This is a genomic window from Actinospineispora spinosispora DSM 44797, from assembly GCF_000429025.1.
In the GTDB taxonomy this organism is placed as follows: Bacteria; Actinomycetota; Actinomycetes; order Mycobacteriales; family Pseudonocardiaceae; genus Pseudonocardia; species Pseudonocardia spinosispora.
Map to the genome: position 1 here is coordinate 204,658 of NZ_KE386836.1, position 12,832 is coordinate 217,489.

General features: G+C 69.5%; 15 protein-coding genes and 1 riboswitch. Of the genes, 10 read left to right on the forward strand and 5 right to left on the reverse strand.

The features are described from left to right. Positions 1-28: 28 nt before the first annotated feature. On the reverse strand, positions 29-310 hold the full coding sequence (locus tag G406_RS0138015; protein WP_156935367.1) for a hypothetical protein: 282 nt from the start codon (positions 308-310) through the stop codon (positions 29-31). A gap of 481 nt (positions 311-791) precedes the next feature. On the opposite strand from G406_RS0138015, the gene ectA reads away from it, so the two are divergent. The 5 genes from ectA (at position 792) to G406_RS52385 (ending at position 5,137) form a co-directional block, all read left to right on the forward strand. Further along, a complete protein-coding gene (ectA, locus tag G406_RS0138020) occupies positions 792-1,343 on the forward strand; it encodes a diaminobutyrate acetyltransferase (protein ID WP_211241387.1) in 552 nt (183 codons plus the stop codon). Further along, positions 1,340-2,608, forward strand: a complete 1,269-nt coding sequence (gene ectB, locus G406_RS0138025; RefSeq protein WP_028937911.1) for a diaminobutyrate--2-oxoglutarate transaminase — start codon at positions 1,340-1,342, stop codon at positions 2,606-2,608. Before ectA ends, ectB begins: the two co-directional genes overlap by 4 nt. After that, positions 2,605-2,991 (forward strand): ectoine synthase, encoded by a 387-nt coding sequence (locus G406_RS0138030; RefSeq protein WP_028937912.1) that lies wholly within the window; start codon positions 2,605-2,607, stop codon positions 2,989-2,991. The genes ectB and G406_RS0138030 overlap by 4 nt, the downstream gene beginning before the upstream one ends. Positions 2,992-3,078: 87 nt before the next feature. Continuing rightward, the gene (thpD, locus tag G406_RS0138035) at positions 3,079-3,987 is read left to right on the forward strand and encodes an ectoine hydroxylase (RefSeq protein ID WP_028937913.1); all 909 of its coding nucleotides are present in this window, start codon (positions 3,079-3,081) and stop codon (positions 3,985-3,987) included. 40 nt (positions 3,988-4,027) lie between these two features. Next, positions 4,028-5,137, forward strand: coding sequence for an acyl-CoA dehydrogenase family protein (locus G406_RS52385; RefSeq protein WP_051343233.1), 1,110 nt, complete (start codon positions 4,028-4,030; stop codon positions 5,135-5,137). A 43-nt stretch (positions 5,138-5,180) separates the two neighbouring features. On the opposite strand, the gene G406_RS0138045 is transcribed toward G406_RS52385, so the two are convergent. After that, complete coding sequence (locus tag G406_RS0138045; RefSeq protein ID WP_028937914.1) at positions 5,181-5,957, reverse strand: SGNH/GDSL hydrolase family protein; 777 nt, start codon at positions 5,955-5,957, stop codon at positions 5,181-5,183. 125 nt (positions 5,958-6,082) lie between these two features. Here G406_RS0138045 and G406_RS0138050 point away from each other — a divergent pair, with 125 nt between their 5' ends. Further along, positions 6,083-6,769, forward strand: a complete 687-nt coding sequence (locus G406_RS0138050) for a DUF3159 domain-containing protein (protein ID WP_028937915.1) — start codon at positions 6,083-6,085, stop codon at positions 6,767-6,769. Positions 6,770-6,859: 90 nt separating this feature from the next. Beyond that, a complete protein-coding gene (locus tag G406_RS0138055; protein WP_028937916.1) occupies positions 6,860-8,449 on the forward strand; it encodes a hypothetical protein in 1,590 nt (529 codons plus the stop codon). Between the two features lie 52 nt (positions 8,450-8,501). Here G406_RS0138055 and thiE read toward each other — a convergent pair whose 3' ends face one another. Continuing rightward, on the reverse strand, positions 8,502-9,179 hold the full coding sequence (gene thiE, locus G406_RS0138060) for a thiamine phosphate synthase (RefSeq protein ID WP_028937917.1): 678 nt from the start codon (positions 9,177-9,179) through the stop codon (positions 8,502-8,504). A gap of 61 nt (positions 9,180-9,240) precedes the next feature. Then, positions 9,241-9,351, forward strand: a riboswitch (TPP riboswitch). Between thiE and thiO the strand changes: the two genes are divergently transcribed. The 3 genes from thiO (at position 9,343) to thiG (ending at position 11,433) form a co-directional block, all read left to right on the forward strand. Continuing rightward, complete coding sequence (thiO, locus tag G406_RS0138065; protein WP_028937918.1) at positions 9,343-10,467, forward strand: glycine oxidase ThiO; 1,125 nt, start codon at positions 9,343-9,345, stop codon at positions 10,465-10,467. (Overlaps the previous riboswitch by 9 nt.) 3 nt (positions 10,468-10,470) lie before the next feature. After that, positions 10,471-10,671 (forward strand): sulfur carrier protein ThiS, encoded by a 201-nt coding sequence (gene thiS, locus G406_RS0138070; RefSeq protein ID WP_028937919.1) that lies wholly within the window; start codon positions 10,471-10,473, stop codon positions 10,669-10,671. Positions 10,672-10,674: 3 nt separating this feature from the next. Further along, the gene (thiG, locus tag G406_RS0138075) at positions 10,675-11,433 is read left to right on the forward strand and encodes a thiazole synthase (protein WP_028937920.1); all 759 of its coding nucleotides are present in this window, start codon (positions 10,675-10,677) and stop codon (positions 11,431-11,433) included. A 47-nt stretch (positions 11,434-11,480) separates the two neighbouring features. On the opposite strand, the gene G406_RS0138080 is transcribed toward thiG, so the two are convergent. Both G406_RS0138080 and G406_RS0138085 read right to left on the reverse strand, forming a co-directional pair. Further along, positions 11,481-12,287 (reverse strand): ion transporter, encoded by an 807-nt coding sequence (locus tag G406_RS0138080; RefSeq protein ID WP_028937921.1) that lies wholly within the window; start codon positions 12,285-12,287, stop codon positions 11,481-11,483. Between the two features lie 84 nt (positions 12,288-12,371). Continuing rightward, positions 12,372-12,818, reverse strand: a complete 447-nt coding sequence (locus G406_RS0138085; protein ID WP_169736865.1) for a MarR family winged helix-turn-helix transcriptional regulator — start codon at positions 12,816-12,818, stop codon at positions 12,372-12,374. Between the last annotated feature and the right edge of the window lie 14 nt (positions 12,819-12,832).

Sequence of the window (12,832 nt, forward strand, 5' to 3'; positions counted from 1 at the left end):
TGTGCCAACCGCTGGTGGGCCGGGTACGTCAGGTGCCCGGTTGACAGGACCCCGGGTGGTTCGCGGAACCGTCGGCGACGGTCTTGAGCATCTGCACCGCCTCGCTGAGCGCGAGGTAGCTCTGTTCCATCCGGTCCAGGACGATCCGCAGCATCGGGTTGTTGCTCGGCGCGGTGTTGCCGCCGATCAGCGCCGGGTCGATGCCGTTCTCGGTGAGCGCGGTGCGTGCGGTGACCCAGGTCTGCGCAACCTCGTGCAGCTGCGCCGCGTTGGCCTGCAGGGCTTCCGGCACCGCGTGGAACTCGGTCACCTTCGGCTCCCGCGTGCTGATCGATGCGGTGTTCCCGGTGACTGCACGCAGCGGGGACGGCGTGGGGACTTCTCGCGCGAGCCGTCGAAACGCTGCGTTGTGGCTGTTCAGTGGCACGGGATCTCCAGGTGATGTGCGGCTGGCGACGACGCTAGACCCGTGGCGGCGCGGTGGTGAGCGTTTTGCCGAAACTGGCGACGATCGGTCCCGACGTTGTACGCCGGTGCCAAAAGTGCCCCTATGGCTTGTACTACGGGGCGTCCCGCGGCCGAACGTGACCACCGCCACGTGATCGACAATGTGACTGGGTGGAAAACTGGCTATCAGAGTGCCCTCGTTGCCAGTGCAATGAGCCCCGGTACCCAATTCGGACAGGCGCTAAACGCGTTCATTGCCCTGTTCACAGTATTGGAGCATTTCCCCTGGTCGTAAGCCTACAGGAGGTGCGCACCGGAAAATTTGCTGTTAACTTATGAGGATCATGAATGCCGATGACGAGTCTGTCCGCATCGAGCAACCCATCATTGAAGATGGCGTGGCACTGCATCGCCTTGCCGCCGCGACGAAGGTGCTGGACGTCAATTCCCGCTACTACTATCTGATGTGGTGCCGTGATTTCGCCGCATCCTCCGTGGTCGCCCGGCGTGCGGGTGGGCCACCTGAGGGCTCCGACGATGACGTCGTAGGCTTCGTCACCGGCTACCGCAGGCCCGACGAGCCGACCACCCTGGTGGTCTGGCAGGTCGCGGTGGCCGAGTCGGCCCGAGGCCAGGGCCTGGCCGGTCGGATGTTGGACGCGCTGTTCGACCAGGTCGCAGCGCAGGCTCCCGCCGACCACCTGGAAACCACGATCACCCCGGACAACGAGGCGTCCATTGCCCTGTTTGCCGGCTTCGCCAAGCGACGCGACGCCGATGTCGCCACCAGCGAGCTGTTCAGCGGAGCACAGCTGAGTGGCGCCGACGACGGCGACCACGAGCCGGAGATCAAACATCGCATTGGCCCCATCGCCACACAGAGGAGCGCTCGGTGACTACCAGTACGGATCCCGTCACTATTTTCGAATCTCTCGAATCGGAGGTTCGTAGCTACAGTCGGAGTTGGCCGGTCACATTCGACACGGCGGTCGGTTCGCACATGACCGACATCGACGGTCGCACCTATCTGGACTTCTTCGCCGGTGCGGGCGCGCTCAACTACGGGCACAACAACCCGAAGCTCAAGGGCGCATTGATCGAATACCTGCAGCGCGACGGCGTCGTGCACGGACTGGACATGCAGACGGCCGCGAAGGCCGAATTCCTGCGCACGTTCAGCGAGATCATCCTCAAGCCCCGGAACCTGAACTACAAGGTCCAGTTCCCCGGCCCCACCGGCACGAACTCGGTGGAGTCGGCGCTGAAGCTGGCCCGCAAGGTGACCGGCAAGGAAGCGATGATCAACTTCACCAACGCGTTCCACGGCATGACGCTGGGCTCGCTGTCGGTGACCGGTAACTCGATGAAGCGCGGCGGTGCCGGCATCCCGCTCGTGCACGCCACGCCGATGCCCTACGACAACTACTTCGACGGCAAGGTACCGGACTTCCTGTGGTTCGAGCGCGTCCTGGAGGACGCGGGCAGCAGCCTCAACGAGCCCGCCGCCGTGATCGTCGAGACGGTGCAGGGCGAGGGCGGCATCAACCCGGCCCGCATCGAGTGGCTGCAGGGGCTGGCCGAGTTGTGCAAGCGGCACGAGATTCTGCTGATCGTCGACGACGTGCAGATGGGCTGCGGCCGTACCGGGCCGTTCTTCAGCTTCGAAGCGGCCGGGATCCAGCCGGACATCGTGTGCATCTCCAAGTCGATCAGCGGTTACGGGCTGCCGATGGCGCTCACCCTGATCAAGCCGGAGCTGGACGTCTGGGGTCCCGGCGAGCACAACGGAACGTTCCGCGGCAACAACCCGGCGTTCGTGACGGCCACCGAGACGCTGCGCAGCTACTGGACCGACGACACCCTCGAACGCTCGACCGTGGCCAAGGGCCTGCGGATCGAGGAGAAGCTCAACGAGCTCGCCGGTTCGCTGCCCGGTGGCCTGGAGGTCAAGGGCCGCGGCCTGGCGCGGGGCCTCGGCTTCGCGGAGCCGGAGCTCGCCGGCAAGACCGCGGGCGCCGCGTTCGACCGGGGGCTCCTGCTGGAGACCGCCGGCCCGGACAGTGAGGTCGCCAAGCTCATGCCGGCGCTGACCATCACCGATGACGAACTCGAAGAAGGCCTGGGGATTTTCGCTGACGCTGTGAGGAGCGTGGTTCGATGATCGTTCGTACCCTGGAAGAGATCACTGACACCGAGCGGGACATAGTCACGCCGAACTGGCGGAGCAAGCGCATCGTGCTCGCCGGCGACGGTGTGGGATTCTCGGTTCACGAGACGGTGCTGGAAGCGGGCTCGGTCAACGACTTCTGGTACGCGAACCACATCGAGGCGGTCTTCATCACCGAGGGTGAGGGCGAGCTGTACGACAAGGACAACGACAAGACCTACAAGGTCGGTCCGGGTTCGATCTACGTGCTGAACGGAAACGAGAAGCACCAGCTGCGTCCGACGACGCAGATCCGGACGGTGTGCGTGTTCAACCCGCCGGTGACGGGCCGCGAGGTGCACGACGAGAACGGCGTGTACCCGCTCATCACCGAGTAAGACCCCCGCCAGTGGCGAGTGGCCCGACAGGGCCACTCGCCATTTGGCTTTGCCCACGCCCTAATTGTTGAGGAGGAAAGCAGTTTCATGACCGCCGTCGACCAGAGCCGCGCAACGGATCGTTACCCGACCCGCATCGCGTCCCGGGGCCACAGGTTCGTGGACCGCACCGAGCCGACCGTGTGGGGTGAGGACACCTCGGCCGGGATGTTCGGCGCGCAGGAGTTCGGCAAGCACATCCGGGACGGCTTCGTCCAGGTGCCGGATCTGCTGACCCCCGCGGAGGTCGCCGGCTACCACGCCGAGCTCGACCGGCTGGCCACCGACCCGGTGGTCCGCGCCGACGAGCGAACCGTGATCGAGAAGTCGTCGAGCGAGGTGCGGTCGGTCTTCGAGGTGCACCGGGTCAGCGAGGCGATCGCGCGGCTGGCCGCTGACGACCGGCTGGCCGGCCGGGCACGGCAGATCCTGGGCTCCGAGGTGTACATCCACCAGAGCCGGATCAACTACAAGCCGGGGTTCAGCGGCGGCGGGTTCTACTGGCACTCGGACTTCGAGACCTGGCACGCCGAGGACGGCATGCCCGCGATGCGTTCGGTGAGCGTGTCCATTGCGCTGACCGAGAACTACACCCACAACGGCTGTCTGATGATCATGCCGGGCTCGCACAAGACGTTTGTGCCCTGTGGCGGGATCACGCCCGCCGACCACTACCGCGAGTCGCTGCGCGAGCAGGAGATCGGCGTCCCGGACCAGGACAGCCTGACCGCGCTGGCCAGCAGGCACGGCATCGCCTCGCTCACCGGCCCCGCGGGTTCGGCGACGTTCTTCGACTCCAACTGCATGCACGGATCGTCGAACAACATCACGCCGTACTCCCGGTCCAACATCTTCATCGTGTTCAACAGCGTGGAGAACACGCTGGTCGAGCCGTTCGCCGCACCGGCGCCACGTCCGACCTACATCGCCGCCAGGGACTTCACCCCGCTCAGCTGATCAGCCCAGGGTCTCCCCGCGCAAGGACAGGCAGGAAAAGATGGACCTGACACTGACCGAGGACCAGCGGATGATCCAGTCCACGGCTCGGGAGCTGCTGGGCTCCCGCGCCGGGGCGGCGGGAGTCCGGGCGGTGCGGGACAGCGCGACCGGTTACTCGGCGCGGCTGTGGGCGGAGATGATCGAGCTGGGCTGGAACGGGCTCGCCATCGCGGAGGACCACGGCGGCATCGGCGTGGGGTGGCTCGAGGTGTGCCTGCTCATCGAAGAGATGGGGGCGGCCCAGGTACCGAGCCCGTTCCTGAGCACGGTCGGCTGCGCCGCACCCGCCATCGCCCGGTTCGGCACCGACGCCCAGCGCGGCCGGTGGCTGGCGTCCATCTCGTCGGGACGGGTGGTCAGCTACGTCAGGGCGGCACCGGACGGGGCGCGGTCCGGCGATAGGTCCGACGTCACGGCCCGGCCCTCGGGAGACGGCTTCGTGCTGGACGGGACCGCCTCGCTCGCGCCCTACGCCGACGGCGCCGACGACCTGCTGGTCGTGGCGTCGACCGGCGCCGGGGCGCTGACGACGTTCCTGGTCGACGCGGCCGAGCCGGGCATCTCGGTCTCGCGGCTGGACGAGGTCGGCCCGGAGCGTCGGTATCGGCTGTCGTTCTCCGGGGTGACCGTGTCGGCGGACAGCGTTCTCGGGCCGGTCGACGGCGGTCGCCGGGTCCTCGGCACGATCGAGGCGTTCGGGGCGGCCGCGACCTGTGCGGAGATGGTCGGCGGCGCGCAGCGGGTGCTCGACCTGACCGTCGAGTACGCCGGCCGGCGCGAACAGTTCGGCCGTCCGATCGGCAGCTTCCAGACGGTGCGGCGGCACTGCGCCGACATGGCGAGTGACGTGCTCGACTCCCGGCTCATCGCCTACCAGGCGATCTGGCGGCTCGCCTCGGACCTGGACGCCACGGCCGAGGTGTCGCTGGCCAGGTCCTGGGTGGCCGACGCCTACCAGCGGGTCTGCGCACGCGGCAAGCAGGTGCACGGCGCCGCCGAGCACGACCTGCACCTGTACTCCGCCCACGCCACCAGCGCGCCGCTGACCTTCGGCGACCTCGACCAGGCCGCCGACGGAGCAGGCCCCGCGATCGGCCTGTCCGCCTGAGCACCTCGTGAGTGTTGAGTATGGCTATAGCCACACTCAACACTCACGAGCGAACTTCCAGGTAGGGCATCAGGTCGGGGCGTTTGGGCAGGTAGCCGTCGCCGGTGGAACGACCGCGCAACCGGCGGTAGAGGAACGGCAGCGCGTACTCGCGGGCCCACTGCACGTCGTCCTGTCGCCTGCGCGTCCATGGGGACGGCTCGGCCTCGGGGAACGGCTCACGCCAGTCCTCGGTGACCGGGATACCGAGCACCTCGAGGGTGCGCAGCGCGACCCGGCGGTGGCCGTCCGAGGTCAGGTGCAGCCGGTCGGCGCCCCAGACTCTCGGGTCGGACAGCGGCGTCATCGCCCACAGGTCGACCAGACGGCAGCCACGCGCTTCGGCGATGCCGCGCAGCAGCTCGTTGAACGTGGCGATGCGGCCGCGCAGCCTGCGCAGCACCGGGACCTTGCGGGTGTCGAAGCCCGCGAAGATCACCACGTCCGCGCCGGTGGCGACGAGCCGGGCCAGCGCCGCGTCGAACCGCTCGGCGACCGAGTCCGGGTCGCACTGCGGACGCAGGATGTCGTTGCCGCCCGCACTGAACGTGATGAGGTCGGGACGCAGCTGCTCGGCGACCGGGACCTGGTCGGTGACCACCTGGTCGAGCAGCTTGCCCCGGACCGCGAGGTTCGCGTATCGGAAGTCCGGCACGTCGAGTGCCAACCGCTCGGCGACCCGATCGGCCCACCCCCGGGGGGTGCCGTCGTCACGCAGGTCGTCGAGACCTTCACTGAAACTGTCGCCGAGCGCTACATAACTAGTCCAGGCGGGCCGCATCACTCGCCTCCTTCGCCGTTCGTTCACCGCATAGTTGTTCGCTAGCTATCCAGGATTACTCGGATCGTGGCTCGAGCGCCAGACCGATTGATCGCGTGTCGGTCTCGGTACGGCACAGTGGAGGTATGGCAGGTCAACCGGACGCTTCCGGGCCGTCACTCACCGACGTACTGGGAGGTAGGACCGGCGCTCTCGACGCCGGCCTCCCGGCTGTGGCATTCGTCACAGGGTGGGCGATCGCGAACGCGATCGTCGGCGAGTCGACGGCGGGCGTCCTGTGGGGCTCCGGTGCGGCGGTGCTCGTCGGTGCGATCCTCGCGGTTCTGCGACTGGCTCGGGGCAGGCGGCCGGCGGCGGTCGTGCTCGGCTTGCTCGGGGTGGTGGTCGCGGCACTGGTAGTGCTGCACACGGGACACGCCGCTGACTTCTTCCTGCTGCAGATCGGCTCGAACGCGGCGAGTGCGCTGGTCTGGATGGCGTCCATCGTGGTCCGCTGGCCGCTACTGGGAGTGATCGTCGGGCTCGCGCTGCGTCAACGGACCAGGTGGCGCGCCGACTCGGACCTGGTGCGCGGCTACGGCAGGGCGAGCTGGGTCTGGGTCGCCCAGTACCTCGTCCGGCTCGCCGTCTTCATCCCGCTGTACCGCGCTGACCAGGTGTTTGCCCTCGGTATAGCACGGGGACTGACCTGGGTGCCAACGCTGATCTGCGTGGCACTGTCCTGGCCGGTGATGCGGACCGCCCTGCCGAAAGATCATCCCGGCATTCGGTACCCTCGGTCGAGGCCGGGTGAGAACGTTCACGATCGGTGATCATCAGATCGACCGGTGATCACGCGTAGACCCGCGGCGGCTCGCTCGGCCGCCGTCCCCGAACGCACGCCGCAATGCAGCCCCGGAGCTATGACCGTCGAACCCGACCCAGATGTCCTGTCCGCCCGTGAGACCGGAGAGAAGTCCGGCCACCGCGCTCCCCGCGCAACCGAAGTGCCCTCGCCCGCCGACGACGCGTCGGAGGTGAAGAAGGACGAAGTTGCGGAGTCAACGACTTCGCCCGAGCCTACCGAGCCCGACGCGGCACAGCCTGTCGAGGCCGCGAGCGACAGCGGCGACGGAGTGGCCGCGGACGCCGAGGATTCCGCGAAGGACAGCGGCTCGGAGACGAGTTCGCACACCGAAGAGCAAGTGGGCGACGACGTGGTCGCCGAGGTCAGCGAGAAGGCGCACGACCCCGCGCCTGCTCCGGTCGAGCCCCCCGAGGTTGCCGACAGCGAAACCCCCGACACGGATACCGAGGCCACGTCACTGATGTCGAAGCGTGAGCTGGAGCCGCCGACCGTCCGGATGGCGCCGCCGCGCCCCCGCGAGGCTCCCGCGCAGAAGCAGAACCCGAGGACGCCGCAGCAGCGGACGTCGACGCAGGGCGCTCCGCGCCAGCGGTCGAACCAGACCCGGAAGCCGCCGGTCCCGCCGTTCGCCCCCGGTGTCCAGCCGCCGCCGACCGCCCCTCGGCAGGGTGGGCCGGCTGGTCGGCGCCCGGTTCCGCCGCCGCGTCCGTGGCCGGCGGCCGCCCCGATGCAGGCCCGCCAGCAGATGCCCGGCCAGCGCTACCCGTTCGCCACGCCGATCGGCCCGCAGCCCGCGACTCCCGCTGAGAAGGCGGCCGAGGGCGATGCCGCGGCCAAGAAGCCCGCCGACGGACTCTCGCTCAGCAAGGTCATGGCCGGTGGCATGGCGGCCGCGACGTCGGCCGTGTTCGGCTCGTACTTCGGCGCGCCCGGCACGGTGGGTGGCGCGGCGGCGGGTTCGATCGCGACGACCGTGGTGACCTGGCTCTACCAGCGTTCCATCGAGCGCACCCAGAAGACCGTGGTGACGACCGTCCGCAACGTGGTGTCCACGTCGGGCAGCGACTCGGGCAAGGACAGCCCCGAGGAGAAGGTCGAGGTCAAGGGTGCCCTTGGCATCAAGCGCAAGAAGTCGGTGAACGACGTCGCCACGGTGCTGATGGCCCCCGAGGAGGAACCGAAGGCCGCCCGGCCCCGGAGCCGCCGACCGGTCTTCATGCTGGTCACCGGCACGTTGGCGATCTTCCTGCTGGCGTTGGCGTTGGTCACCGGCATCGAGTGGGCCAAGGGCTCACCGCTGAGCTCGAGCGACACCAAGGGCACGAGCGTGGGGCGCGTTCTCGACCCTCGCCCGGCGCCGAAGCCGACGCCCGTCGAGTCACCGCAATCGGACTCCTCGGAGAGCGAGCAGCCGAGTGAGTCGACCGATCCGTCGGACTCGGAGGACTCGGACGACCGGGACCGCGACGACCGCCGGGACGAGCGGGGCCTGTTGCCGACGGACTCGGACGACTCCGACCGCAACGACAGGTCGAGGGACGCCGACCCGACCCAGACGACCCGCAGTACCCCCGGAGGCCTCTTGGGCGGCCTCGGCTCAGGCGGAGGCTTCGACCCCGACAGCCACGACAGGTCCGACCGGTGAACACCCGTGAGTGTTTTGGGCTGCCATAGCAGCCCAAAACACTCACGGGCCTTTAGCCGGCGCGCAGGCGGGTGGACAGCGCCCGGGCGGCCGCTGTGGGGTCCTCGGCCTCGGTGATGGCCCGGACCACGACGATCCGGGTGGCTCCGGCCGCCAGGACCTCTTCCAGGCGGGACTCGCGGTCGATCCCGCCGATCGCGAACCACGGGCGGGGTGTCCCGGACGCCGCGACCGTGGAGATCAGGTCGATGCCGGGCGCCGGGCGTCCCGGCTTGGTCGGGGTCGGCCAGGTCGGGCCGGTGCAGAAGTAGTCCACGCCGGGCTCGACGGCGGCGGCGATCGCCTCGTCCACCGCGTGACAGGACCGCCCGATGATCACGTCGTCGCCGACGACCCGCCGGGCCCAGTGCACCGGCAGGTCGTCCTGGCCCAGGTGCAGCACGTCGGCATCCACCGCGAGCGCCACATCGGCACGGTCGTTCACCGCGAGCAGCGCTCCGTGCCGCGCGCACGCCTCGGCGAGGACCTCCAGTGCCGCGATCTCCTCCTTCGCCTCCAGCGAGGCGCTGGTGTCCGACTTGTCCCGCAGCTGCAGGATGTCGACGCCGCCGGCGAGCGCCGCGTCGGCGAACTCGGCGAGGTCCTTGCGGTCCCGCCGGGCACCGGTGCACAGGTACAGGCGGGCGTCGTCGAGGCGGGCACGCAACTTCTGACCATCGAGTTCAGGCACGGCCAGACGGTACCGCGCAAATTTGCCGCCGGCGCACTCCGATCGACGGCGTATCGTGGTGGCTGGTGAGCACGGGAGCCCGAACGCAGCGGGCTGAGAGGGGACTGGAGCGGTCCCGACCGTCGAACCTGATCCGGGTCATGCCGGCGCAGGGAGCGGAGTGATGAGCACACAGGGAACACAGCGGGGCCGGCTCGCGATCGTCGGTGCCGGCGTCATCGGGATGAGCTGCGCGTGGCGCGCGGCCGAGACGGGCTGGTCGGTCGAGCTGATCGATCCGGCGCCGGGCAGCGGCTCGTCGTGGGTGGCGGGCGGAATGCTGGCGCCGGTCACCGAGGCGTGGCCGGGTGAGGAGGAGCTGCTGGACCTGGGCGCCGACTCGTTGCAAGGGTGGCCGGCCTTCGCCGGGGCGCTCGCCGAGGCCTCCGGCCGCGAGCCCGGCCTGCGCACCGAGGGCACGGTCGTGGTGGCCGCGGCGGCGGGTGACCGGGCCGAGCTGGACGACCTCGCCGACTATCTCGCCAAGCTGGACCGCGCCGTGGACCGGCTGACCGGGCGTGAGCTGCGGAAGCTGGAGCCGGCGATCGGTCCGGACGTCCGAGGTGGGATCTCCGTGCCGGGCGATCTGGCGGTGGACAACCGGCTGCTGCTGGCCGCGCTGCGCGCTGCCTGCGAGCGTGCCGGGGTCGGCTTCGTCGAGGCGACCGTCGACCGGGTCGAGGACGGTGTTCGGCTCACCGACGGGCGCCGGGTCGAGGCCGACGTCGTCCTGATCGCCGCCGGTGCACACAGCGCCGCGCTGCACCCATTGCTGGCCGGTCGGGTCCGTCCGGTGAAGGGCGAAATCCTGCGGCTGCGGCAACGACCGGGTGCGCTGCCACCGCCGAGCCGTACGGTGCGTGCTGTGGTGGACGGGCGCCCGGTGTACGCCGTGCCGCGCGACGACGGCGGTCTGGTGATCGGGGCGACCCAGTACGAGACCGGGTTCGACACCGAACCGACCGTCGGCGGTGTGCGTGACCTTCTGCGAGACGCGGAACGGGTGCTGCCCGGCATCGCCGAGTACACGCTTGCCGAGGTGGCAGCCGGTCTGCGCCCCGGGACGCCGGACAACCTTCCGCTGATCGGCGAGCTGGCCGACGGCGTGCTGGTGGCGACCGGGCACGGCCGCAACGGGATGCTGCTGGCGCCCGTCACGGTGGCGACGGTGCTGGCGCTGCTGAACTCCGAGCCGGTTCCGACGACCGCGAAGGTCGCCGATCCCGGTCGTCCGAGAGGAAAGGGTTAGACGATGCGAGTCTGGATCAACGGGGAACAGCACGAGCTGACCGAACCCGCCCACGTGAGCGATGCACTGGTCACCCTCGGCGTGCCGACGACCGGGGTGGCGGTGGCGGTCGACGGCGAGGTGGTGCCCCGAGCGGGCTGGTCCGGCCACGAACTGTCCGCGGATGCCAGGGTCGAGGTTCTGACCGCGGTCCAGGGAGGATGACTCATGAGTGACGAGTTGGTGATCGGTGGCCGCAAGATCGGCTCCAGGCTGATCATGGGCACCGGTGGCGCGGGCAACCTCGCGGTCCTGGAACGGGCCCTGGTGGCGTCCGGAACGGCGCTGACCACGGTCGCGATGCGCCGGGTTGACGCGGCCGCCGGCACCGGTGTGCTGGAGCTGCTACGGAGGCTGGGTATCGAGACCCTCCCCAACACCGCGGGCTGCCGCACCGCCGCGGAGGCCGTGCTGACCGCGCGGCTGGCCAGGGAGGCCCTCGAAACGGACCTGGTGAAGCTGGAGGTGATCGCCGACGAGCGCACCCTGCTGCCGGACCCGATCGAGCTGCTGGACGCGGCGGAACAGCTGGTCGCGGACGGTTTCACCGTGCTGCCCTACACGAACGACGACCCGGTGCTCGCCCGCAAGCTGGAGCAGGCCGGCTGCGCCGCGGTCATGCCGCTCGGCTCGCCGATCGGCACCGGTCTGGGCATCCGCAACCCGCACAACATCGAGATGATCGTCGACCAGGCGGGTGTCCCGGTGGTGCTGGACGCGGGTATCGGCACGGCGTCGGAGGCTGCCCAGGCGATGGAGCTGGGCTGCGACGCGGTCCTGCTGGCCACGGCGGTGACCAGGGCGGGAGACCCCGAGCTGATGGCCACGGCGATGCGCCTGGCCGTGGAGGCGGGCCGGGCGGCGAAACGGGCAGGCAGAATCCCCCGTCGCTACTGGGCCCAGGCCTCCAGCCCCGCGGTCGACTGACCCCGTGAGTGGCGAGTGGTCCTGGAGGACCACTCGCCACTCACGGGTCAGACGCGGGCTTTCAGGTCTGCCAGCTCGGCGCGCAACGCCTGGACCTCGGCCAGGATCTGCCGGTTGGCCACCTGTTCCTCGGCGGCGTGCGCGGCCTCTTCGGCCCGGGTCTCGGCCATGACCTGTCCTTCCATCGCGCTGACCACGACGGCGATGAACAGGTTCAGCACCATGAACGAGGACACCAGGATGTAGACCACGAAGAAGATCCAGGCGAGCGGTGCCTCGGCCATGACGGCACGCGCCACGTCCGGCCAGCCCTCTCCGGTCATCGTCTGGAACAGCGTGAACAGGGTCCGGGCCAGGGTGCCGAAGTGCTCAGGTGCGATCTGCCAGAACAGCTTCGTCCCGATCACCGCCGCCACGTACAGGATCAGCGACAGCAGGGCCGCGATGGACGCCATGCCGGGCATCGCGGCGAGCAGCCCACCGACCACCCGGCGCATGCTCGGCACGACCGAGATCAGCCGCAGCGCCCGCAGGATGCGCAGCGCACGCAGCACCGCGAACTCCCCGGTGACCGGCAGCAGCGCGATGCCGACGATGGCGAAGTCGAACAGGTTCCACGGGTCCCGGAAGAACCGCCAGCCGTAGCCGTACAGCCGCAGCGCGAGCTCAGCGACGAAGATGACGACGACGGTGCGGTCGATCACGTGGAGCAGTCCGCCGATGCCGGCGACCATCGACTGGGAGGTCTCGAGGCCGAGTGTGACGGCGTTCAGCATGATCACCGCGATGATGGCCTGCTGAAAACCGGGACGTTCGACGAACTCGCGGACCGAGGCACGATGGTCTGTGATCACAGACCGCGATGTTAGTTGCCTCTGCCCGTCTCCGGAGACGACTTATGGGGCTTCAGGCGGCAACCGGGGTTGCGGGACGCACTGCTAGTCCAGGTCGCCGTTCAGACGGTGGAGCGCGTTGACGACGTCGGCCAGGTCGGCGGTGGTCCAGCCGTCGAGGCGGGCGCGCCACTCGCTGCGTCGGGCGGAGGTGGCGGCGGCGAGGCGGTCGGTGCCGTCCGTGGTGGGGCTCAGCAGGAACGCGCGGCCGTCGAGCGGGTCGGGGTCGCGCTGCACGAGGCCGAGCTGGATGAGCGTCGTGACGTGCCGGCTCATGGTGGATTTGTCGAGACCGAACTCGTCGGCGAGCTCGATCAGTCGCAGCGGCCCGGCCTGCGCGATCACCTGCAGTACGGCGTAGAGGCTGCCGTCGATGTCCGGGTGGACGCGGGACGCGACACTGCGTGCGACCCGGCGGGACCTGCGATGCAGCAGCCGCAGCTGCTCTTCGAGACGATCGACCTGGCTCTCGCGGGCGGAATCCCAGATCACCCGGCGAACCATAG

What these genes read in the sequence shown, in the direction of transcription:
- G406_RS0138045 (WP_028937914.1), bottom strand. Translation starts at nt 5,957, where the DNA reads ATGCGGCCCGCCTGGACTAGTTATGTAGCGCTCGGCGACAGTTTCAGT.
- G406_RS0138050 (WP_028937915.1), top strand. Translation starts at nt 6,083, where the DNA reads ATGGCAGGTCAACCGGACGCTTCCGGGCCGTCACTCACCGACGTACTG.
- thiG (WP_028937920.1), top strand. Translation starts at nt 10,675, where the DNA reads ATGAGTGACGAGTTGGTGATCGGTGGCCGCAAGATCGGCTCCAGGCTG.
- thiO (WP_028937918.1), top strand. Translation starts at nt 9,343, where the DNA reads ATGAGCACACAGGGAACACAGCGGGGCCGGCTCGCGATCGTCGGTGCC.
- G406_RS52385 (WP_051343233.1), top strand. Translation starts at nt 4,028, where the DNA reads ATGGACCTGACACTGACCGAGGACCAGCGGATGATCCAGTCCACGGCT.
- thpD (WP_028937913.1), top strand. Translation starts at nt 3,079, where the DNA reads ATGACCGCCGTCGACCAGAGCCGCGCAACGGATCGTTACCCGACCCGC.
- thiS (WP_028937919.1), top strand. Translation starts at nt 10,471, where the DNA reads ATGCGAGTCTGGATCAACGGGGAACAGCACGAGCTGACCGAACCCGCC.
- G406_RS0138055 (WP_028937916.1), top strand. Translation starts at nt 6,860, where the DNA reads ATGACCGTCGAACCCGACCCAGATGTCCTGTCCGCCCGTGAGACCGGA.
- G406_RS0138030 (WP_028937912.1), top strand. Translation starts at nt 2,605, where the DNA reads ATGATCGTTCGTACCCTGGAAGAGATCACTGACACCGAGCGGGACATA.
- ectA (WP_211241387.1), top strand. Translation starts at nt 792, where the DNA reads ATGAATGCCGATGACGAGTCTGTCCGCATCGAGCAACCCATCATTGAA.